The following is a 22,449-nucleotide window of genomic DNA, read 5'->3' on the forward strand; positions in this document are numbered from 1 at the left end:
TTACTATAATTCATTGCTTAGCGATAATTTTATTCTCAGAGCTAAGGTATCCTTTGATTCTTCTAGCTTAAAGACTTACAGTTAATAAATAAAGTAAAGACGCTCAACGGTTTAATTGCAACTATGAAAATCAAGCAGGTCAATCAAGATAAACCTAAAGTCGCGCTACTATTAACAGGTGGTGGCGCGCGTGCAGCCTATCAAGTTGGGGTGCTTAAAGCCCTAGCGCACAGTATGCCGCGCACAGCTCCCTTACCATTTACTATTATTAATGGCACATCTGCAGGAGCAATTAACTCTGCCGCGTTGGCTTGTTATGCCTCTTGTGCGCACTTAGCGGTACGAAAGCTGGAGTCTGTTTGGAAAAATTTTTCGACTTCAATGGTTTATAAAAGTGACTTTATCAGTGTGTTTGGTCATTTAACCCGTAATATATTAACCAGCTTTCAATCTGAGCATATTAACCATCCCCCCGCTAGTTTATTGAATAATCAACCTTTGCGGGTGTTGCTGAATGAGATTTTAGATTTATCTCGCATTGAGCGTAATTTGCATCGTAATTATTTAGATGCATTGTCAATCACCGCGTCAAGTTATACCACCGGTGATTCTGTGGCATTTTTTCAATCCAATACACAATCGCCGTGGCAGCGCGCTAAACGTGAAGGCCAAGCAACCCGTATTAATGTTGAACACTTAATGGCATCCAGTGCTATTCCTATGGTGTTCCCGAGTGTCAATGTGCATAACCACTACTTTGGCGATGGCTCTGTTCACCAATTGTCACCTCTGAGCCCGAGTGTGCATTTGGGTGCTGAAAAAATATTTATCATTGGTGTTGAGCAACCTAAAGAAGCGCATCCACCAGGCTATTTACCTCATTTTCCGGGGTTATCGTCTATTGCAGGTCACTTGCTCGATAGTGTATTTACCGACACCTTACAATCTGATCTAGAGCGCTTAGAGCGTATCAATCGCACTTTGGGGTTGCTGCCAGCGCGTGACAAACACCAAGAACTAAAACAAATACACAGTTTTGTGGTCAATCCATCTGAAAACTTTAATGCCATTGCCGCGCAATATTATGATGATATGCCGCTGGCAATTAAAGTGTTGCTGCGCATGATCGGGGTTAAGAAACGTTCACAATCGAGTTTAACCAGTTACTTATTGTTCGAAAAACGCTACACCCAGCATTTGATCGATATAGGTTATAAAGATGGTCTTGAGAAATTACCGCAAATACGTGAGTTTTTAGGATTAGGTTAAACGTTTGCTATTCGTTGCCATCGAGTAAATAACGCTCTACTCGCTCTACGCGTCGAGGTTTACCTTGTAGCACCAGAATATCACCGGCCAGTAATACAATGTTCATTGATGGACTCTCAATTTCGCGGTCTTGGCGACGTAATGCCCGTACTGATACGCGGCGTTTTTCAAGCCCTAATTCGCCGATATTTTTTGCGACAGCAAAAGCATGATCAGGCAATGCGATTACGTGCAAATATTCCAATCGCTCGGCGTTACTTTCTTCGCTATCAAATTGATCTCCGGCAAAAAAGCCATGTAAAAATTGATAGCGGTTACGCCGCTCTTTGCTTACTCGCCTAACAATACGCGACATCGGCACGCCCGACATAGACAACACATGCGATACCAGCATTAAGCTCGCTTCGAGTGTTTCTGGCACTACTTCGGTTACACCTAGTTCTTTAAGCGCCTCTAACTGACTGTCATCGCGCATTCGCACTAAAATTTTTACTTGCGGGGCTATTTGTTTGATGGCATCAATAACAATTTGCGCATGCTCAAAGTCAGTAAATGTAATGATCACTAATCGCGCTCGTTCAACCCCTGCTGATTTTAAAATATCTTTTTGTTTTACGTGGCCAAAAATAATCGGCTCACCAGCTGCTTTAGCTTCTTGTACAAGAATCGGATTACTTTCAACAGCGACATATTCGATTGCTTCGGGTTTTAAAAAACGCGCTATCGTTTGTCCAACTCGAGAGAAGCCACAGATCACCACATGGTTTTCATACAAGGTGCTACTGTTGGGTTGCTGCATCCATTCACTGTGGGGAGTTTTTAACAGGCCAAACTGTTTTAATAACCAAGGCGTGCGCTCAATTAAATAAGGGGTCAACCCCATCGACATAACGGCAATGGCAATTAAAAATGAAGCATGATCTGAAGCCAATAACTGATGCTTAGTGGCAAGGGCAATTAATACAAAACCAAACTCCCCCATTTGCCACAGCATAATTCCGGCCGCAACGGCATCTTGTTTGCGCTCGCCCATTAACTGCGCTAAAAAAGTAATTACGCCAATTTTTAGCGCCAACATTAACGCCAATGCCGCGACAATCCAATACCATACACCCAATACAAATAAAACATCGAGCTGCATGCCTACGGTGACAAAAAACAACCCCATTAAAATATCGCGAAATGGCCGAATATCGGCTTCTAATTGGTGCCTATACTGGCTTTCGCCTAGCATCATCCCCGCTAAAAAAGCCCCTAATGCCATTGATAAACCAAATAAATAAGTTAGCCCTGCGGCAAATAAAGCAACCAATAAGGTGGTTAACACAAATAATTCTTCAGTGCGCATCAACGCCACTTCACTAAACACTTTGGGTAGCACCCATTTGCCAATAGCCCAAAGCAATAGGCAAACAAACGCCCCTTTGGTTAGCGCAAAAGCCAATGCCCAGGCAATGCCTTCTGAACCACTGCTTTGTGCAAGTAGCGGCAAGGTAATGAGTAAAGGAACAACGGCAATATCTTGAAATAACAACATACCAATGGCGAGTTGACCGCGCCGCTGTTTAAGCTCGCCAGATTCTTTTAATAATTTAACCACCACCGCTGTGGATGACAGCGCCATTAGCGTGGCAATAGTAAAACTACTTAATACAGATAAACCCATGAGCAATAAAATCAGCATAAACACAACTGTAGTGATCACCACTTGCAGCGTGCCTAAACCAAATACAATATTACGCATTGCCATTAAACGAGCAAAAGAAAACTCAAGCCCTAGGCTAAACAATAAAAAAACGATGCCCAGCTCGGCAACAAAATGCATTTCATAACTTTGCGCCATCCAGCCAATACCATGGCTTCCGGCTAAAACGCCCGTAGCAAGGTAGGCAAGGATTGGCGGTAAGCCAATGCGTTTAAAAAGCCATACCAGCACCACAGCAGCCAGTAATAAGCCAAATATTTGGGCCAACATACTTTGCAAACACACCTCCCCTTTATTTCGTGAAAAACCACCAAAATTTTAGCTACTTCAAGATTAACTATAGCAACTATCTGTTTTTCAGCCAGTTTGGAATAGTGGCACAAAAATCGCTTAGTAAAAGCAACAACACACTCCTAGGGGGAGAAAACCGTGGAAAATGTCCATATTTTGACGCAACGGATCTCAGCACGTGGCGAGTTTCTGCCGTTTTCGGCAGAGCATTACCGTAATAATGAGCCTACTGCTATTCATCGCTTGCTTGAAAAATTGCAAACGACCTTGAATTTAGAAGAGCTGCTCGCTATTTACGCTGCGCATGCAAAACAAATAATTAATTTTTCGGGGCTGCAGTTTCAGTCATCCCTTGGTGTGGCTCAAATTACTGATAGCGATAACAGTAAACCGCCTTACTCATTTGATTTAGAAATAAATAATGAACATTTAGGTCAGCTTATCTATTTTTGTCAGTATCCGCTAACAGGCAATATTGAGCAAAAGTTAATTGGCTTACACAACGCATTGGTCTATCCGTTACGCAATGCGTTAATGTATAGTCGGGTACTTAAACTCGCGACTAAAGACACCTTAACAGGGCTTAATAACCGCAGTCAGTTTAATGATATTTTGGCGCAAAAATTAGAGCGTTGCCGCCGCCAAAACCGGCAATTTAGTTTAATGTTGTTAGATTTAGATAACTTTAAACAAGTTAATGACAACTATGGTCATAAAATTGGCGATGATGTACTACAAGAATTTGCCAATGTATTGTGTAGCAGTATTCGTGGTACTGATTCGGTGTTTCGTTTTGGTGGCGATGAGTTTGCGGTGTTAATTGATGATCCTGAATTTACCACTAACAAAGTGATAGCTCAGCGAGTCATGCGCTTAGTGGCTGAATCAAATTTGATGAAGCAATACCAAGTAACCACCAGCATAGGTTATACACTCGCAAGTAGCCAAGACTGTGAAAACAACATTTTTGCCCGTGCCGATAAAGGCCTGTACAAAGCAAAAGCCGCTGGTAGAAATTGCGCAAGAGCTTATTGATATTTTAATGCCTAGCATCCCCCCACTAGGCGTTATTTACAATTTAGTTAGCGGGCTAGTAATTTATAGCCGAGTAACGCTAAGCAAAAGCCAAAAAAGAAGCCACTAATTAGATACAACAAAGCAGCCATGGTGGCTAATGGCATGACAATAACCATTAATAATGGAATACTTACTCCAATAATAAAAAATACCCCGCCTTTACCTAACCAATAAGCAATCAATATTGCCGAGCAAAGAAATCCACCCGCACTGGCATAGGCAAGTGTTGAGAGCGGTAATTCAAACAAAAATGTCGCAGCTATCGCGATAAGTGTTGTGCTCACAAGTCCTAATGGTGCTTTGTTTACAAGCGATAAGCCAACATGGGGCTGTGGCTTGCTCATGTCTTTATGTTCCAAAATATACCTTCTTGTTGATAGTGTTCAGCACTTATAAAATGCCCAACAACATAAACTAATTGTTCATTATAAAAAATTAGCGGTACATTAGCACGCAGCCAAGGTGCTACTTTAGCGTCTTTAAACCAATGTTTGAGCGTATTATGGCCCGGTTTTTTAAGTGGTTTAATACGTGCTTGTGGGCGGTTAAAATGCACCGTGACCTGTTCATTAGGCAGTGGTTTTCTTATCCCTTCACCCGTTAATTGAACCAAACTGCGTCCATCAGACAGTAACAGCTCTGCATCGGTTACTAATTGGCTTTGTGGCACTTCGGTATCACGCACAAAATATAAAAACTGTTGATGACGACGCACTTGTCCGTGCGCTAACTGAATAAGTAACTGGGCATCAGCTTGTGCGGTTAGACCTTGGTTGAGTATTTGTAAGGTTTGCTGTTGCGATGGCATCAAGGCTGTAAATTGCTCAAGCCAACAACGCAACACATTGGCTTGGCGCGCTGCACTGTAGTTTGCAAGCGCTAAACAACTTAAACCTTGCTGGCTATTTTGGCATCGTTGTAAATCTAATTGCGTGTATTCGTCGAGCAGGTCTTGTTGCTGTTGTAATAACCCCACACTGCGCACGGCACTTTTTTCAAACCCTTTAAAACGCGCACTCAATAGTGGCATAATTTGCTGGCGAATAAAATTGCGGTCAAAGCGTTCATCACAATTTGAGTCGTCAGTAATATGTTCTAAGTTAAAATCTGCTGCGAATTGCTCAATATTTTGACGAGTAACATTTAGCAGTGGCCTTAAACATTCTCGACCAGAGCTAAGCATACGCGTTTGCCGCATTGCAGTTAAGCCTTGCAAACCAGAGCCGCGCTTTAGGCGCAGTAAAAACGTTTCGAGTTGATCATTTAAGTGTTGCCCGAGCAAAATAATACTGCCACTTGGACTGAGTTGATCAAGTGCTTGGTAACGAGCGTCACGTGCTTGCTGTTCTAAACTAGTGCGGGTTTTGCGGTCAATTTTTACCTGTGCAGCATAAAATGTAATAGCAAGCTCATTACATAGCTGTTCACAAAATGCCTGCCACTCATTAGCGTGCAGGCTTAAACCATGATGCACGTAGACAGCGGTTAATTGCAACTGTGGCATCTCAGCTTTAAGCGCATTCATAACATGCATTAATACCACCGAATCAACACCACCTGAAAGCGCTATTGTAAAAGCACATTGATGCTCTGCTACATAAGGTGTGATGATGTTTTTTACTTGCTGATATAAAGACGTTGCATGCATGAATTAAAATCGCTAAATAGGTGGTTGATTAGCTTAAGCCGAATAGCTCCTAGCTCCTAGCTCCTAGCTCCTAGCTCCTAGCTCCTAGCTCCTAGCTCTCAAGCATTTTAAAACAAAAAAGCCGCAAAAGCGGCTTTTTTTCATCAATGAGCTATTAACAATAACCAAATGACATTAAACGTTTGTAGCGTTGATCAAGCATTTCATCAAGTGATAGTGCCTGTAAATCAGCTAAGTCACGCTTAAGTTGATTTTTAAGGTTACGCGCCATACCGTCGTAGTTACGGTGTGCGCCGCCTAATGGCTCTTCAACTAAGCTGTTGATCAAATCAAGCTCTTTAACACGCTCGGCGGTTACGCCCATTGCTTCTGCAGCTAGAGGCGCTTTGTCGGCGCTCTTCCACAAAATTGATGCACACCCTTCTGGTGAAATCACCGAGTAAGTGCTGTACTGCAACATGTTAACGCGATCACCTACGCCAATGGCAAGTGCGCCACCTGAGCCACCTTCACCAATAACCGTACAAATGGTTGGCACTTTTAATGCGGCCATTACTTTAAGGTTACGTGCGATTGCTTCAGATTGACCGCGCTCTTCAGCGCCAACACCTGGGTATGCACCCGGCGTGTCGATAAAGGTCATGATTGGCATTTTAAAACGCTCAGCCATTTCCATTAAGCGTAATGCTTTACGGTAACCTTCAGGCTTTGGCATACCAAAGTTGCGTTTGATTTTTTCAGCGGTATCGCGGCCTTTTTGTTGACCAATAACCATCACTGGTTGGCCCTCAAAACGTGCAACACCGCCTAAAATTGCCGGATCATTTGCAAAAGTACGGTCGCCAGCAAACTCATCAAATTCCGTGAAAATACGCTCGATATAATCTCGAGTATAAGGACGCAACGGATGACGGGCTAACTGAGAAACCTGCCAAGCACCTAACTTAGAGAATATTTCCTCTTTCATTTTGGCACTTTTCTCTTTTAATCGGCTGACTTCCTCTTCTAATTCAAGGTCTAAATCGCCAGCGCGGCTTATATTTTGTAACTCTTCAATTTTTGCTTCTAATTCTGCGATTGGAAGCTCAAAATCAAGATAATTGAGGCTCATGCTCTAAACTACCTAATTAGTTAAATTCTAGTTCTACATCTTGCGCCGCCATTAACGATAACTTATGAATTAAGTCATCACTAGGCGTAACACACCATTCTGTCCCGAGAGTTAACTGTGCCAGCGCATCTGGACGCTGGTAGTAAACCTTAATCGGACAAGTACCAAACTTATAAGGTTCGAGTACTTTTTGTAAATTATCGAAGAAGTTCGCTTCGATTTGCACCATATTCAGCGTCATTTTAATCGCTTTAATCCGTTTTTCTCGCGCTTGCGCGATGGTGCAGATGTCTCTGGCGGTCATTGTAATACCACCGGAGAAGTTATCAAAGCTGACCTGTCCAGATATTACCAAGATATTGTTGATTTGCAGCATATCTTGGTACATTTCAAACTGTTCTGGGAATAAGCGTACATCAATACGGGCACTCTTGTCATCTAAAGTTACCAGTCCCCAACGATTTCCTTTTTTATTGATTAGTGTACGTGCTGCTATTACAAGGCCTGCGGCGGTAGATTGCACGTCCCGATTTGTTGGTTGTAAATCCACTAATCGGCCACTGGTGTAATATCTCAGCTCTTTTCGATACTGATTTATCGGATGCCCCGTTAGGTATAAACCTAAGGTTTCTTTTTCACCATCAAGCCATTGATTATCAGTCAGTGGTGTGGCTTTTATAAAGGCTTGTTCAACTTCATCAGGCTCTGTAGCAAGTAGACCAAATAAATCGCTTTGCCCTAGCGACTCTGCTTTTTTATGTTGATCTGCCGCACGCATAGCATCTTGTAAGCTTGCTAATAACGTAGCTCGAGCTGGCTGTGTTTTTTCAGGACCGAGTTGATCAAGTGCCCCTGCATAAATCAGTTTTTCGGTTACGCGCTTATTGATACGCTTTAAATCTACCCGCGCACAAAAATCAAACAGGTCTTTAAATGGCCCACCATTGCTGCGCGCTTCTAAAATTGCGTCTACCGGTGCTTCACCGACCCCTTTGATCGCGCCAATACCGTAAACAATTTCACCTTTAAGGTTTACAGTAAATTTATACGCACCGGCGTTTACGTCTGGCGGTAATAATGTGAGTTTCATATTCTCACATTCATCCACTAGGGTAACGATTTTTTCGGTGTTATCCATATCCGCAGACATCACCGCCGCCATAAATTCAGCAGGGTAATGGGTTTTCATCCACAACGTTTGATACGACACTAACGCATAGGCTGCTGAGTGAGATTTGTTAAAACCGTAACCTGCGAACTTCTCTACCAAGTCAAAGATTTTAATCGCTAGTTCGCCGTCAATACCGTTATTTCGCGCACCTTCTTCAAAGGTTGAACGCTGCTTGGCCATCTCTTCTGGTTTTTTCTTACCCATTGCACGACGAAGCATGTCGGCGCCACCTAGGGTGTAACCTGCTAATACCTGTGCAATCTGCATTACTTGTTCTTGATACAAGATAATGCCGTAAGTCGGCTCCAAAATCGGCTTTAAGCTTTCATGTTGGTACTGCGCATCGGGGTAAGAGATTTCTTCGCGACCCAGTTTTCGGTCGATAAAGTTATCTACCATGCCCGATTGCAAAGGTCCTGGTCGGAACAAGGCAACCAAGGCTATCATATCTTCAAAGCAGTCGGGCTTTAAGCGCCTTACTAAGTCTTTCATACCACGGGATTCGAGCTGGAATACTGCGGTAGTTTCGGCTCTTAGCAGTAGGTCGATACTTTTTTGGTCGTCCAGTGCAATGGTGTTGATGTCTATCGGCTCTTTTCCCTCTCGGGCTAAGCGCTCGTTAGTCATATCAACGGCCCACTGTAAGATGGTCAAGGTCCGCAGACCTAAGAAGTCAAACTTAACTAAACCTGCTGTTTCAACGTCATTTTTATCAAACTGGGTAACCGGAAACTTACCTTCATCGTCACAATACAGCGCAGCAAAATCAGTAATGGTAGTCGGTGAAATAACCACACCACCGGCATGTTTACCAGCATTACGCGTACACCCTTCGAGGATGCGACACATATCGATTAAATCTTTAACCTCTGAGTCGCCATCGTAGGCTTCTTGCAGACGTGGCTCTACATCAAACGCTTTTGCTAGCGTCATGCCAGGGTCGCCCGGGATCAATTTTGAAATACGGTCAACAAATCCATAAGGGTGACCAAGCACCCGGCCAACATCGCGTATTACCGCCTTCGCCGCCATAGTACCAAAGGTGATGATCTGTGATACCGCATCTCGGCCATAGAGCGCCGATACGTGATCAATTACTTCATCACGTCTATCCATACAGAAATCGACGTCGAAATCCGGCATTGATACCCGCTCAGGGTTCAAAAATCGCTCGAAAAGTAAATCAAATTCAAGCGGGTCGAGATCGGTAATTTTCAGCGCATAAGCCACGAGTGAACCTGCACCTGAACCACGCCCTGGCCCTACAGGAATATTATTATCCTTACTCCACTGGATGAACTCCATTACGATCAAGAAGTAACCGGGGAAACCCATTTGGTTGATTACATCGAGCTCGATTTGTAAACGCTCATCGTATTCAACGCGTTTTTCTGCACGGTCTGCTTCATCGGGGAATAAAAACTGTAGCCGCTCTTCTAGGCCATCTTTTGAAACTTTAACTAAGAAGTCTTCAATTTTTAATGAGCCTGTTGGGTAATCAGGTAAAAAGTACGTCCCTAACTGCACCGTCACATTACAACGCTTGGCGATTTCCACACTGTTTTGCAGCGCTTCTGGGATATCGCTGAATAGCTCAGCCATTTGCTCTGGGGTTTTTAAGTATTGTTCTTCAGAGAAACGTTTTGGCCTGCGCTTGTCATCGAGCGTATAGCCGTCAAAAATTGCTACGCGGATTTCGTGTGCTTCAAAATTTTCTGGTTTAAGAAAGACCACTTCATTGGTGGCAACCACCGGTAGCTGTTCAACCGTTGCAAGTTCAACAGCTAAGTGTAAATAGTCTTCTTCTTGCGTACGTTTAGTTCGGATCAGTTCAATGTAGTAGTTATCACTAAAATGCTGTTTGTAAAAACTGACCACCGACTCAACGGTGGCAGGATTCCCCTTTAATAGCGCTTTACCTAAGTCACCGTCTTTTGCACCAGAGAGTAAAATTAGCCCCTCTTTGTGCTCAATAAGCCAATCTCGGTCAATCACTGGGCGATGAAATAAGTGCCCACGCTGATACGCTTTTGAAATCAACAGAGTAAGGTTTTTATAGCCGACGTTGTCTTTGGCTAAAATAACTAACCGACACGGCGCTTCAGGAAACTCAGGGCTGTGCAGCCAAAAATCAGCACCAACAATGGGTTTAATACCGGCATTATGCGCTGAATCATAAAAACGCACTAAGCCACATAAATTCATTTGATCGGTAATTGCCAATGCAGGCAATTGCAGCTCTTGCGCTTTAGCTACTATGGGTTTAGTTTTCGCTAAACCATCGACCATTGAAAAGTCAGAATGAACCCGCAGGTGGACAAAATCTGGCGCTGCCATTACTGCTCCTGCATCGCCAGCACACGTTGTACTGGTTTAAAACTTTTGCGATGCTCATTAATAGCACCATATTGCTCAAGTGCCGCAAAATGCGCCTTGGTTGGGTAACCTTTATGTCCAGCAAACCCATACTGTGGGTAGCGTTTATCCAGTTCAATCATTTCATCGTCACGGGCTACTTTAGCTAATATTGAGGCTGCTGAAATTTCAGCGACTAAGCTATCGCCTTTTACGACTGCTTGCGCTGGCATAGTAAGTACTGGGAGGCGATTACCATCGACAAATACAAATTCCGGCGTGGTGCTTAACCCATCAACCGCGCGAGTCATAGCTAGCATAGTCGCGTGTAAAATATTTAATTCGTCTATTTCTGTCGGGCTACAACGACCTATTGACCAACACAGGGCTTTTTCTTTAATTTCGATTGCTAGTGCTTGGCGTTTTTTATCGGTCAATTTTTTTGAATCAGCAAGACCTGCAATTGGCTTTGCAGGATCCAGTATCACCGCAGCAGTCACTACATCACCCACTAATGGGCCACGGCCGACTTCGTCAACACCTGCGATAAGCGCGAGGTTAGGTCGTTCAATTTGCATTTATAATCTCCGCAACAGCCGCTGCTGCTTGCTCACTGGCGTTTAAGCGTATTTGTTGATGGATAGCTAAAAAGCGAGCTTTTAATTCTTTATTATCACTATTTAGCATCGGTTCAAGAGCATTCGTAAGGTTTTCAACACTGCAATCATGTTGCATAAACTCAGGCACTAACTCTTCGTCTGCTAATAAGTTTGGCAGTGAAAAGTATTTAATATTAAAAGTGAATAAGCTTTTAAATATCCAGTAACTGAGGGCTTTTATTTTATACCCGACCACCATCGGCTTTTTATACAGCATGCCTTCAAGGGTCGCAGTACCTGAAGCAATTAAAATAACATCTGCCGCTTGCATAGCAAGATTTGATTGACCATCTAACAATTGAATATTCAGTTGTGGCGCTGTCGCTGCCAAAATAGCTGAAAACTGCGCTTTACGTTGCTCGTTAACGAGCGGCACCACTATTTTTAAATCAGGGTTTTTAGCTTGTAAGCCTGCTGCCGTTTTAAGGTAAGTTTCACTGAGTAATCCTACTTCTGAGCCACGGCTACCCGGTAATAGTGCCAGTACTTTATCATCTTGCTGTAGACCTAGCTGCACGCGCGCGGCACTGTCATCATGCTCAAGTGCAATATCATCAGCGAGTGTGTGACCGACAAATGTACACGGCACATTATGTTTATCATAAAAGGCTTTTTCGAACGGTAATAACGCCAATACCATATTGGTGGCGGCACTAATTTTATGGATACGCTTTTCGCGCCATGCCCATACTGAAGGACTCACATACTGAATCGTTTTGATCCCGGCATCTTTGAGCGGTTTTTCAACCCGTAAATTAAAATCAGGGGCATCAATGCCTATGTAAACATCTGGTGGGTTATCAATAAAATGTTGCACTAGTTGCTTGCGGATCTTTAATAATCGCGGTAATCGCCCTAATACTTCAACTAACCCCATTACGGCAAGTTCTTCCATATCGAACAAACTGTTACAGCCTTGCGCCTGCATTTTTGGCCCTGCGATACCTTCAAAAATGGCATCCGGGTAGCGTTTTTTTAACGCTTTTATTAGGCCTTCGCCTAAAATATCACCGGAGAGCTCTCCAACTACAATGGCAATACGCAGAGGTTGTTTATCTTTATTCATGGGTGTTTTTTATTCGCAAGTCAACAAGACAGTCATACGCCTTAGTCTAGCGTGTTTTTTAATGCGATTAAATGACACAACTTGAATAAATTATAGAAACATTGTCCAATGTACCTTTACTGATACAATTAAAACTATTCGTCTGTTTTTCAAACATAAATTGGCAAATATTTAAACTCTGTGTTTCACTTACTAAAGCTAACTCTACGCGTCGCAATAAACACAAAAGAGACAGAAGATTTACCCATTTTGTGATTGACAAAAATTAAGCAAAAGTTAATACTGCATAAACTTTCAATAATTACTGAAAGTTTATTAAATAACTTTTGCTTACTTTATTTGTTTTGTGACTCGCCCGCACATACAAGGAGCTATAAAAAATGATAGATGAAACCTTTGTGGATCTATCGCGATTACAGTTTGCTGTCACCGCCCTGTTTCACTTTTTATTTGTACCACTGACCCTAGGAATGACCTGGATCTTAGTGATCATGGAGTCGGTCTATGTGATGACCGGTCGAGAGATCTACCGAGACATGACCAAGTTTTGGGGTAAATTATTTGGGATCAACTTTGCCATTGGAGTCGCGACAGGCCTGACCATGGAATTCGAATTTGGTACTAACTGGTCTTATTACTCTCATTATGTGGGCGATGTATTTGGCGCCCCCCTTGCGATTGAAGGGCTAATGGCGTTCTTCTTAGAATCCACCTTTGTCGGTATGTTCTTTTTAGGCTGGCAACGTCTCAGTAAACGCCAGCATCTTGGCGCTACCTTTTTAATGGCGATTGGTACCAACATGTCGGCACTGTGGATTTTAGTCGCCAATGGTTGGATGCAAAATCCAGTAGGTGCGGAGTTTAACTACCAAACAATGCGGATGGAAATGACTAGTTTTGCAGAGCTGGTATTTAACCCGGTTGCGCAGGTTAAGTTTATTCATACCGTATCTGCCGGTTATGTTGCTGCGTCTATGTTTGTTTTGGGTATAAGTAGCTGGTACATCTTAAAAGGGCGCGATCTTGCCTTTGCTAAACGTTCATTCTCTGTTGCCTCTGGTTTTGGTTTAGCGTCAATCCTGTGCGTTATTTTACTTGGTGATGAATCTGGTTATGAAGTAGGCGAAGTACAAAAAGTAAAACTGGCAACCATAGAAGCTGAGTGGCATACCGAAGAAGCCCCAGCCGCGTTTACGTTGGTAGGTATTCCTGATTCTGATGAACAAGTGACTCACGCTGCAGTTAAAATTCCTTATGCGCTGGGCTTAATCGCTACTCGTTCGTTAGATGAGCAAGTTACTGGCATCAATGATTTAGAAGACCAACACGAAGTGCGTATTCGCAACGGTATGATTGCTTATAAATACCTTGAAAAGCTACGCGGTGGTGATGACACACCTGAAAATATTGCTAAATTTAATGATCTTAAAGACGACTTGGGATACGGCCTATTACTAAAACGTTATACGCCAAATGTGGTTGATGCGACTGAAGCGCAAATTCAACAAGCGGTGAAAGATTCATTCCCTAAAGTTGGCCCGATGTTTTGGTCATTTAGAATCATGGTTGGCTGCGGAATGATTATGTTAATCGTCTTCATCCTGGCATTTTATTACAATGCACACCGTGTTATTGAACAAAAGCGCTGGTTATTATGGGCCGCAGTGTTCAGCATTCCTCTGCCATGGATAGCTATAGAGTTTGGCTGGATAGTAGCAGAATATGGCCGTCAGCCTTGGGCTATCTCAGAAATACTGCCGACCTTTTTGGCCACCTCGTCACTGACTGTCAATGATATATTGATCAGCTTAACTGGCTTTATCGTATTTTATACTGGTCTTGCTATCGTTGAAGGCTGGTTGATGCTGCGCTTTGTGAAGCTAGGCCCAAGCTCATTGCACACTGGTAAGTATCACTTTGAGCACGATGAACATATAAATCACGACCAAATAACTGACGAGCAAGGAGCAAAATCATGATTTTCGATTATGAAACGTTAAAGCTACTTTGGTGGGTGATCATCGGTGTACTACTGATTGGTTTTGCAATCACCGATGGCATGGACATGGGTGTGGCTATGCTTATCAAACTGGTGGGGAAAACCGATAGCGAGCGCCGTGTGGTGATCAATACGGTAGGCCCACATTGGGATGGTAACCAAGTATGGTTTATCACCGCTGGGGGCGCTTTATTTGCAGCCTGGCCGATGGTGTATGCAGCGGCATTCTCGGGTTTTTACTTTGCCATGATGTTGGTGTTATTTGCGCTATTTTTTAGACCATTAGGTTTTGATTATCGCAGTAAAATCGATTCACTGCGCTGGCGTAACAATTGGGACTGGGGCTTATTTGCTGGCAGTGCCATTCCTGCACTGGTATTTGGGGTCGCGTTTGGTAACCTGTTTTTAGGCGTACCGTTTAGCATTGATGAATACCTTAGAACCACTTATCAGGGATCTTTTTTTGCATTATTAAATCCATTCGCCTTATTAGCCGGATTGATCAGCATCTCTATGTTGCTTGCCCATGGCGGCATGTGGTTGCAACTGCGTACTGATAGCGATGTAGCTCGTCGCTCGGCGCAATATGGCCGTTATGCGCTCCTGGTATTTATTGTGTTATTTGCCCTTGCTGGTATTTGGGTTGCCAATCTTGATGGTTATCAAATTGTTTCTATGGGCGATAAACAAGGCTTTGCTAATCCACTTGATAAAACAGTTACCACGGCAACTGGTGCTTGGTTAAATAATTACCAAGCTATCCCATTAAGTATTGCATTCCCTGTCATTGCTTTTGTTATGGCCGCCGCGGCGTGGTTATTATCAAAAGCAAACAAGCCAGCTTTAGCGCTCATTTGTACTAGCTTGATGCTTGCTGGCGTCATTTTAACTGCGGGCATGTCACTGTTCCCGTTCATTATGCCATCAAGTAACTTCCCTGATATTAGCTTAACAATTTGGGATGCCGTATCGAGTCATATGACCTTGAATGTGATGTTTGTTGCGGTTGTTATTTTTGTCCCTATTATTTTATTCTACACCACGTGGTGTTATGTAAAAATGTGGCGCAAAGTAACCGTGAAAGAAATTGAAAATAATAGCCATGGCAGTTACTAAGGAGATTTAACTATGTGGTATTTTGCTTGGATACTCGGTGTTTTATTAGCCTGTACATTAGGTGTGATCAACGTTATGTGGTACGAATTTGGTCAAAACAAAGACAGTATCGCTGACGACGAACAAGAATTACACGATAGGCTTAATCGCCAAAATGACGACTAACCCCCGACCAAATCGCGCGCAACAAACGACGTTGCGCGCGTTCTTAAAAACTCATTCTGAACACGCTGGTAGCCTATTAAAAATAAGCATTGCACTAGGCACTTTTAATACCCTATTGATGATTGCCAGCGCTTATTTGGTGGCCCGCTCGATTCATTTAGTGATGTTTCAACAGGCGGATTTAACAACCATCACCCCTTTACTTTGGCCATTAGCAGCACTGATCTTAGGCCGTGCTGTCTTGCTTGGATTTTCACAGCGGCTCAGCGCCAAGGCTGCACTTAAAATCAAAACCGCAATGCGCCATACCTTACTTGAAAAACTCACATTACTTGGGCCAAGCTATATTGAGCAACACGGCCATGGCGCAACCTTAAATACCTTACATAACGGTGTTGAAGCGTTACACGATTATTACGCCAATTACCTCCCTAGTGTGGCGTACAGCGCATTGATCCCTTTCGCTATCTTGATGGTGATTTTCCCCACGGACTGGAAAGCGGGTTTGATCTTTTTATTTACCGCACCGCTTATTCCGTTCTTTATGATTTTAGTTGGCCACCAAGCTGAGCAACTTAATCAACAACGCTGGCAGCAACTGGCTGTGCTGGGTAATTACTTTTTTGATCGCCTACAAGGGCTTACGCAGCTTAAATTATTTAATGCTACAAAACGTGAACTAAAACAAATCGCGAAAATCTCCGATGATTTTCGCCATGCAACGTTAAGTGTATTAAAAATTGCATTTTTGTCGTCCTTTGCGCTGGAATTTTTAGCCACGATAAGCGTTGCCCTAGTAGCTGTGATCATCGGTTTCCGGCTATTTTTTGGTACCTTAGACTTTGCGACTGGTTTTGTCGTGCTATTACTGGCTCCTGAGTTTTATTTACCGCTGCGGCAATTGGGTAGTCATTACCATGCCAAGTTAGAGGGGATAAGTGCTGCGGCTGATATGCTAAAAATATTGAATGAGCCAATTCCCGGTAGCGATAATGAATCGTCAACTCGGCACAACGAGTATTCTCCATTAACCCTTGAGCGTATTGAACAACTGCGGATCGACAATTTAAACTTTCATTATCCAGACAGCAATGAAGGCGTTAACAATATTAACCTCACTTTTGCTGGCACCGGCTTATATGCCATCGTTGGTCAAAGTGGCGCTGGTAAAAGTACCTTACTGGATTGCTTATTAGGGTTTCACCCACAAGTGATCGCAGCCATCACAGTTAATCAACAGCAGCTCACCCAATCTAATATTAGCCAGTGGCAGCAACATATTGCTTGGATCCCACAACAGCCAACATTGTTGTTCACCACTATCAAGGCCAATTTATTACTGGCAAAACCAGATGCCACAGCCGCACAATTAGCAGCCGCAGCCAAGCAAGCTGGCGCTCTTGAGTTTATAAATGCATTACCAGAGGGCTTTGATACTCACATTGGTGAGCAAGGCGAAGGGCTCTCTGGCGGGCAAAAGCAACGCATTGCTTTAGCGCGGGCATTTTTAAAACAAGCGCCCATTTTAGTGCTTGATGAACCCACCGCACACCTTGATAGCCAAACTGAGCAACTAGTGCAAACAGCGATTAATCAATATGCGCAGGATCACCTTGTTGTGGTGATCGCCCATCGCTTAAATACTATCGAGCACGCCAAACAAATACTGGTAATGAAAGATGGCAGTGTGATTGAACAAGGCGACTTTAAAAGCTTGCTCAATCAGCATGGCGCACTGTTTGATTTAGTTAATGCAAGGAGCACACAAAATGGCTGACTTTATGCGCTTACTTAAATTATGTAAGCCACACCTAGGCGCGATGTTACTAGGTGCTTTCTTGGCAACTCTGACCGTACTGGCAAACGTTGCACTACTGGCTATTTCGGGTTGGTTTTTAGCCGCCATGGCGGCAGCTGGGTTAGCCGGCGTACATATGAACTACTTTACACCAGCCGGCACTATTAGATTTTTGGCAATCGTAAGAACCGCCTCTCGTTACGGCGAGCGATTGGTAACCCACAACGCCACTTTTTTACTGTTAAGTGAAATTCGTGTCAGTGTTTTTAACACGCTAAGCAAACTAAGTAATGTTGATTTAGCGATGAGCCGCAGCGCCGATCTATTCAACCGAATGCAAAATGATGTAGAAGCACTCGATAAGTTTTATCTGAACGTGTTACTACCTATGATTGTTGCGCTTGTAAGCGTGCCAATTGTGCTGATATTTATGAGTGTATATAACGCTAATGTGGCACTGCTGTGCTTTATTGCACTGCTGCTTGTGGGCGTGCTACTACCTGTAATGTTAAGTAAACAACTACAACAAACCGCTGCACTTGAAGCAAAATATTCAGCCAGCTTGCGCGCTGAGTTATCTGACACTCTAAGCGGACTCAGAGAGCTTGCTATTTATCAAGCCACTGAGCAACAGGTTGAACAGTGTCGTACAGCCAGTGAGCGCTATAATCAGCAATTATTTACTCGCCACAATGCCGAGGCAACCAGTAATGGTTTATCACTACTGGTAGTGCAATTGAGCATGCTGGGCGCCATCGTGATAGTTGCGCCACTGGTTTATAACGGCACTATGGTGAATGTTGAATTAGCCATGCTCAGTTTGTTTGTACTTGCCAGCTTTGAAACCGTGTTAACACTGCCCAATGCCTTTATTCAATTGCCAGTGGCACTGAGCGCAGCAAAACGTATTTTTGATTTAGAGGATAAACTGCCCTCTACGACTAACAGCACTAATGAATTAATGACAGTGCAACCTTTAGGACTTGAGTTTAAACAGCTAAGCTACTGTTATCATCCGGGTAGCTATGCACTAAATGATATCAACCTAACAATCTTAGCACTGCAAAAAGTGGCTGTTGTCGGCCAAAGTGGCAGCGGTAAAAGCACCTTGGTTAATTTACTCAGTGGTTTATGGCCGCAGCAAAGCGGAACAATAAACCTAACCTCACCTGATAAAACCATTGCGATTGACACTATTAGCCAGCAAAACCGTTGCGAACTTATTAATATTGTTGCCCAACAGCACCATATTTTCGATGGCACAATTGCTGATAATTTACGTTATGCCGCCCCAGCAGCAAGCAAAGAACAAATGCTTGCTGCTTGCCAACAAGCACAACTTGCTGATTGGATAAAGGACTTAAAGCAAGGCTTAAATACTCGCTTAGGTACAGGTGGTAGAAGCTTATCGCGAGGACAATCAAGGCGATTAGCGTTAGCGCAAGCACTCCTTCGTGCGCCAGCTATTTTGGTATTAGATGAGCCGACCGAGGGACTGGACAATCAATCTAAACATCAAGTTATGGATGCGATATTAACCAGTATGCAGCATTGTACTGTGATCAGCATAACTCATGATCCGGCCTTACTTGCTAATATGGATAACGTAATTTGGTTAGATCAAGGGCAAGTAAAAGCAGTTGCAACGCATCAGCAACTATTAGCAGAGCACCGTGATTACGTAAACTTGATCACACGGTTTTAATCAATCACTTCAATAGTTACGTTAATAACTCCAGCGCTAGGCTCTGCGAGTTGCTCAAACGCATGCTTAGTTAAATCGATGATGCGGCCGCGAACAAAAGGGCCGCGATCATTGACTCTAACGACTACTGAGCGGTTATTTGCAGTATTTGTGACTCTCACCTTAGTGTTGAATGGCAACCGTTGATGTGCGGCCGTCATGGCTTGTTGGTCAAACTTTTCACCACTTGCGGTCAGTCGGCCATGGTATTTATCGGCATAAAAACTGGCCTTACCCTGCTCTGTGATGCCTGTATTTGCATCAGAATAACTTGCAGGCGAGCTACTACAGCCTGCTAAAATAGCCAAAGATAAGCTAATTAAAAGTGGTTTAATCAAAATTCAACGCTCCTTTAGTACGCATAAAGGTAGCAAGTATCAACTGAGCTGCAACTGAATTAACTGCTACAAAACAAAAAAGCCACCGATTATTGTTCATAATCGGTGGCTTTTTTAATAGAGCACATTATTAACGAATAATACCGCGCTCAGAATTTTTAACGAAATCAATCATCATTTGTACCGCTGGGTACTTAGCAGCATCTTCACTCAAGGTCGCAAGTGCGTCTTCTACACCTAAGCTCTTACGGTAAAGTGTTTTGTAAGCACGGCGCGTTGCCATCACTTCATCGCTTTCAAAACCACGGCGCTTCATACCTTCGGTGTTGATTGCAACTGGGCCCGCAGGCGTACCAATGGTTGTTACAAATGGTGGTACATCTTTGTTGACGCCAGAATACATACCAACAAAAGCATGTGCCCCCACTTTACAAAATTGATGAATACCTGAGTTTCCTGCAAGAATAACCCAATCGCCAATATGTACATGCCCTGCTACAGACGCATTATTAGCAAAAATAACGTTATCGCCAATCACCGCATCATGCGCTACGTGAGTGTATGCCATAAACAAGTTGTTGCTACCAATCTTAGTAACACCTTGATCTTGAATAGTACCACGATGAATAGTGGCACATTCACGAATGACATTGTTATCACCAATGATTAGTGTTGTTGGCTCATTATTGTATTTTTTGTCTTGGCACGCTTCGCCTACAGACGCAAATTGAAATATATGATTGCCAGAACCAATTGTTGATGGTCCTTTGACCACCACATGAGATTCAATAATGCAGTTATCGCCAATCACTACATCGTTGCCAATGTAGCTATACGGCCCAACTGAGACATTATCGCCTAACTTTGCACCTGGTTCGATTATAGCTGTAGGATGGATCACAATTAAAGCTCTCTTCTCGCACACATAATTTCGGCACTACATACTACTTTGCCGTCGACTTTTGCTTCAGCAGCAAACTTCCAGATATTACGGCGCTCTTTTAAAAACTGTACATGTAAATGCATAGTATCGCCAGGAGTAACTGGTTGTTTAAAACGCGCATTATCTATCGCTGCAAATAAATATAGCTCATTTTCACTGCGATTTTCGACTGTTTTAAAACCTAATAAACCGGTTGCCTGCGCCATGGCTTCTAAAATTAATACACCTGGAAAAATAGGCTGGTTTGGAAAGTGGCCAGTAAAGATAGGTTCGTTAAAAGTTACGTTCTTAATCGCATGCAATGATTCACCTGGGGTGTAATCAAGTACACGGTCAACCAGTAGCATCGGGTAACGATGCGGAAGTAAACTTAAAATTTCTTGTATATCTAGGCTATTTAATTCGTTTGCCAAAATAGCATCCTTATCAATTATCAACGTTTAATGACTTAGTCAGAGTCTCTAGCGCTTTAAGGCGGACTTTCATCTCTGGCAAATTACGTAAATGAGCAATGTTACGACGCCACTCTTTATTGGAAGAATGTGGCAACCCAGAAGAGTAAACACCCGGTTCTGAAATCGCTTTAGTTACCATGCTCATACCCGTAAGTATAACACCATCACAGATATCTATGTGACCATTTATGCCGACAAGCCCTGCAATTTGGCAGTTTTTACCAATAGTGGTACTACCAGCTATCACGGTACACCCGGCAATTGCTGTGCCTGAACCAATTTCTACATTGTGAGCTATTTGACATTGATTATCGATAATCACGTTACTATGAATAATAGTGTCGTCAAGCGCACCACGGTCAACCGCAGTACCGGCTCCAATCTCTACTTTATCACCAATAATAACACGACCGAGCTGAGGGATTTTTATCCATTGCCCTTTGTCGTTAGCATAACCAAAACCGTCACTGCCAATGATTGCTGATGATTGGAATAAACAATCACTGCCAATCTCTATGTCGTGATAAATACTGACATTTGCCCATAATTTTGTGCCACTGCCAATTTTAGTGTTTTCACCAATAAAGCAATTTGCACCAATTTGCACGTTATCGCCAATCACAGCACCGGCTTCAATTACAGCATTCGCAGCAATCGCAGCAGTATTGGCTACTGTAGCTTGCGGGTGAATAACTGCACTTGGGTGAACCCCGGCTAATGCCGAGCGTGGTGTAGTATCCAGTAACTGCGCTAATTTTGCGTAACAAACATAGGGGTTTGCAACAATCAGCTTATTACCTTGGTAATACGGTGCATCAGCGGCTGATAAGATCACGGCACTGGCCTGAGTATCTGCTAATTGTGAGCGATATTTCTTATTCGCTAAAAATGCAATATGCCCAGAGCGGGCATTTGCAAGTGTAGCTATTTTTGAGATTTCTATAGCGCCATCACCATCAAGTTCGGCGCTTAGAAGTTCCGCAATCTGCGAAAGCGTATAATTATGCATATATCAGTTCTATTGCTTACTTACTTTATCAACAACTTTGCTTGATAAATCAACAACTGTTTTCGGGTTAAAGTAGATAGTCGTATCTTTAACTTTAACTTCATCGTATTTACCATCTTTAGCAATATCTTCGATTGCTTTGATGATAATACCTTGTACTTTAGCAAGCTCTTGGTTTTGACGTACTTTAATTTCTTGCTCTAAAGGACGACCTTTTTCAGCAAGATTTTTTTGCATGCCTTCTACTTTTTCACGTAACGCATCTTTTTGCGCTTGGCTCATAGTTGTAGCTTCACGTTTAAACTTTTCTGCTTCAAAGCGAATATCGCCTTGTAGTTTTTCTAGCTCTTGGCGACGCTCTGCAAACTCAGCTTGTAACGTTTGCTCAACCTTTGCCATTTGTGGAATTTGTTTGTAGATTTCTTGCATATCTACAATACCAACTTTATGTGCAAAAGCACTTACAGAAGTACCCATCATAAGTGTTGCTAAAATGGCGATTGCCGATGATTTAAATGATTTTTTCACAA

General features: G+C 43.0%; 19 protein-coding genes. 7 read left to right on the plus strand and 12 right to left on the minus strand.

The window, feature by feature from the left end; all coding sequences use genetic code 11:
- The first annotated feature begins 123 nt into the window (after positions 1–123).
- Positions 124–1,269 carry a patatin-like phospholipase family protein gene (locus A7968_RS15965; protein WP_064667574.1) on the plus strand — a complete coding sequence of 382 codons (1,146 nt, stop codon included), beginning with the start codon at positions 124–126 and terminating at the stop codon, positions 1,267–1,269.
- Between the two features lie 7 nt (positions 1,270–1,276).
- Here A7968_RS15965 and A7968_RS15970 read toward each other — a convergent pair whose 3' ends face one another.
- Positions 1,277–3,253 carry a monovalent cation:proton antiporter family protein gene (locus tag A7968_RS15970; RefSeq protein WP_064667575.1) on the minus strand — a complete coding sequence of 659 codons (1,977 nt, stop codon included), beginning with the start codon at positions 3,251–3,253 and terminating at the stop codon, positions 1,277–1,279.
- A 150-nt stretch (positions 3,254–3,403) separates the two neighbouring features.
- On the opposite strand from A7968_RS15970, the gene A7968_RS15975 reads away from it, so the two are divergent.
- A complete protein-coding gene (locus A7968_RS15975; RefSeq protein WP_064667576.1) occupies positions 3,404–4,300 on the plus strand; it encodes a GGDEF domain-containing protein in 897 nt (298 codons plus the stop codon).
- Positions 4,301–4,347: 47 nt separating this feature from the next.
- On the opposite strand, the gene A7968_RS15980 is transcribed toward A7968_RS15975, so the two are convergent.
- The 6 genes from A7968_RS15980 to lpxB all read right to left on the minus strand — a co-directional run bounded on the left by A7968_RS15980 (position 4,348) and on the right by lpxB (position 12,352).
- Positions 4,348–4,686, minus strand: coding sequence for a hypothetical protein (locus A7968_RS15980; RefSeq protein WP_064667577.1), 339 nt, complete (start codon positions 4,684–4,686; stop codon positions 4,348–4,350).
- Positions 4,683–5,990, minus strand: a complete 1,308-nt coding sequence (tilS, locus tag A7968_RS15985; protein ID WP_064667578.1) for a tRNA lysidine(34) synthetase TilS — start codon at positions 5,988–5,990, stop codon at positions 4,683–4,685. Before tilS ends, A7968_RS15980 begins: the two co-directional genes overlap by 4 nt.
- 154 nt (positions 5,991–6,144) lie before the next feature.
- On the minus strand, positions 6,145–7,101 hold the full coding sequence (accA, locus tag A7968_RS15990) for an acetyl-CoA carboxylase carboxyl transferase subunit alpha (protein ID WP_064667579.1): 957 nt from the start codon (positions 7,099–7,101) through the stop codon (positions 6,145–6,147).
- Between the two features lie 16 nt (positions 7,102–7,117).
- Positions 7,118–10,609: a DNA polymerase III subunit alpha gene (gene dnaE, locus A7968_RS15995; RefSeq protein ID WP_064667580.1), complete on the minus strand. Its 3,492-nt coding sequence runs from the start codon at positions 10,607–10,609 to the stop codon at positions 7,118–7,120.
- Positions 10,609–11,205 (minus strand): ribonuclease HII, encoded by a 597-nt coding sequence (gene rnhB, locus A7968_RS16000; RefSeq protein WP_064667581.1) that lies wholly within the window; start codon positions 11,203–11,205, stop codon positions 10,609–10,611. Before rnhB ends, dnaE begins: the two co-directional genes overlap by 1 nt.
- Positions 11,195–12,352 (minus strand): lipid-A-disaccharide synthase, encoded by a 1,158-nt coding sequence (gene lpxB / locus A7968_RS16005; RefSeq protein ID WP_064667582.1) that lies wholly within the window; start codon positions 12,350–12,352, stop codon positions 11,195–11,197. The genes rnhB and lpxB overlap by 11 nt, the downstream gene beginning before the upstream one ends.
- Positions 12,353–12,732: 380 nt before the next feature.
- On the opposite strand from lpxB, the gene A7968_RS16010 reads away from it, so the two are divergent.
- The 5 genes from A7968_RS16010 to cydC are packed head-to-tail and all read left to right on the plus strand — an operon-like array spanning position 12,733 to position 19,135.
- The gene (locus tag A7968_RS16010) at positions 12,733–14,331 is read left to right on the plus strand and encodes a cytochrome ubiquinol oxidase subunit I (RefSeq protein ID WP_064667583.1); all 1,599 of its coding nucleotides are present in this window, start codon (positions 12,733–12,735) and stop codon (positions 14,329–14,331) included.
- The gene (gene cydB, locus A7968_RS16015) at positions 14,328–15,467 is read left to right on the plus strand and encodes a cytochrome d ubiquinol oxidase subunit II (protein ID WP_064667584.1); all 1,140 of its coding nucleotides are present in this window, start codon (positions 14,328–14,330) and stop codon (positions 15,465–15,467) included. The genes A7968_RS16010 and cydB overlap by 4 nt, the downstream gene beginning before the upstream one ends.
- Before the next feature lie 12 nt (positions 15,468–15,479).
- On the plus strand, positions 15,480–15,632 hold the full coding sequence (gene cydX / locus A7968_RS16020) for a cytochrome bd-I oxidase subunit CydX (protein ID WP_064667585.1): 153 nt from the start codon (positions 15,480–15,482) through the stop codon (positions 15,630–15,632).
- On the plus strand, positions 15,622–17,409 hold the full coding sequence (cydD, locus tag A7968_RS16025; protein WP_064667586.1) for a thiol reductant ABC exporter subunit CydD: 1,788 nt from the start codon (positions 15,622–15,624) through the stop codon (positions 17,407–17,409). The genes cydX and cydD overlap by 11 nt, the downstream gene beginning before the upstream one ends.
- Positions 17,402–19,135: a thiol reductant ABC exporter subunit CydC gene (cydC, locus tag A7968_RS16030; RefSeq protein ID WP_064667587.1), complete on the plus strand. Its 1,734-nt coding sequence runs from the start codon at positions 17,402–17,404 to the stop codon at positions 19,133–19,135. The genes cydD and cydC overlap by 8 nt, the downstream gene beginning before the upstream one ends.
- Here the strand turns inward: cydC and A7968_RS16035 are convergent.
- From A7968_RS16035 to A7968_RS16055, 5 genes are all read right to left on the minus strand, one after another.
- Positions 19,132–19,515: a septal ring lytic transglycosylase RlpA family protein gene (locus A7968_RS16035; protein WP_064667588.1), complete on the minus strand. Its 384-nt coding sequence runs from the start codon at positions 19,513–19,515 to the stop codon at positions 19,132–19,134. The genes cydC and A7968_RS16035 overlap by 4 nt on opposite strands.
- 127 nt (positions 19,516–19,642) lie before the next feature.
- Positions 19,643–20,413, minus strand: a complete 771-nt coding sequence (gene lpxA, locus A7968_RS16040; protein ID WP_064667589.1) for an acyl-ACP--UDP-N-acetylglucosamine O-acyltransferase — start codon at positions 20,411–20,413, stop codon at positions 19,643–19,645.
- A gap of 2 nt (positions 20,414–20,415) precedes the next feature.
- Complete coding sequence (gene fabZ / locus A7968_RS16045) at positions 20,416–20,868, minus strand: 3-hydroxyacyl-ACP dehydratase FabZ (protein ID WP_016707632.1); 453 nt, start codon at positions 20,866–20,868, stop codon at positions 20,416–20,418.
- Positions 20,869–20,881: 13 nt separating this feature from the next.
- Positions 20,882–21,919 (minus strand): UDP-3-O-(3-hydroxymyristoyl)glucosamine N-acyltransferase, encoded by a 1,038-nt coding sequence (lpxD, locus tag A7968_RS16050; protein ID WP_064667590.1) that lies wholly within the window; start codon positions 21,917–21,919, stop codon positions 20,882–20,884.
- Positions 21,920–21,928: 9 nt separating this feature from the next.
- Entirely contained in the window at positions 21,929–22,447 is a 519-nt protein-coding gene (locus A7968_RS16055; RefSeq protein ID WP_064667591.1) for an OmpH/Skp family outer membrane protein, read from the minus strand.
- Positions 22,448–22,449 lie beyond the last annotated feature (2 nt).

This window comes from Pseudoalteromonas prydzensis (assembly GCF_001661495.1).
Taxonomy (GTDB): Bacteria; Pseudomonadota; Gammaproteobacteria; order Enterobacterales; family Alteromonadaceae; genus Pseudoalteromonas; species Pseudoalteromonas prydzensis.

Bases quoted from the DNA above. Each gene is read 5' to 3' on its own strand.
- A7968_RS15965 (WP_064667574.1), top strand. From the start codon at position 124: ATGAAAATCAAGCAGGTCAATCAAGATAAACCTAAAGTCGCGCTACTA.
- A7968_RS15980 (WP_064667577.1), bottom strand. From the start codon at position 4,686: ATGAGCAAGCCACAGCCCCATGTTGGCTTATCGCTTGTAAACAAAGCA.
- tilS (WP_064667578.1), bottom strand. From the start codon at position 5,990: ATGCATGCAACGTCTTTATATCAGCAAGTAAAAAACATCATCACACCT.
- accA (WP_064667579.1), bottom strand. From the start codon at position 7,101: ATGAGCCTCAATTATCTTGATTTTGAGCTTCCAATCGCAGAATTAGAA.
- dnaE (WP_064667580.1), bottom strand. From the start codon at position 10,609: ATGGCAGCGCCAGATTTTGTCCACCTGCGGGTTCATTCTGACTTTTCA.
- rnhB (WP_064667581.1), bottom strand. From the start codon at position 11,205: ATGCAAATTGAACGACCTAACCTCGCGCTTATCGCAGGTGTTGACGAA.
- lpxB (WP_064667582.1), bottom strand. From the start codon at position 12,352: ATGAATAAAGATAAACAACCTCTGCGTATTGCCATTGTAGTTGGAGAG.
- A7968_RS16010 (WP_064667583.1), top strand. From the start codon at position 12,733: ATGATAGATGAAACCTTTGTGGATCTATCGCGATTACAGTTTGCTGTC.
- cydB (WP_064667584.1), top strand. From the start codon at position 14,328: ATGATTTTCGATTATGAAACGTTAAAGCTACTTTGGTGGGTGATCATC.
- cydX (WP_064667585.1), top strand. From the start codon at position 15,480: ATGTGGTATTTTGCTTGGATACTCGGTGTTTTATTAGCCTGTACATTA.
- cydD (WP_064667586.1), top strand. From the start codon at position 15,622: ATGACGACTAACCCCCGACCAAATCGCGCGCAACAAACGACGTTGCGC.
- cydC (WP_064667587.1), top strand. From the start codon at position 17,402: ATGGCTGACTTTATGCGCTTACTTAAATTATGTAAGCCACACCTAGGC.
- lpxD (WP_064667590.1), bottom strand. From the start codon at position 21,919: ATGCATAATTATACGCTTTCGCAGATTGCGGAACTTCTAAGCGCCGAA.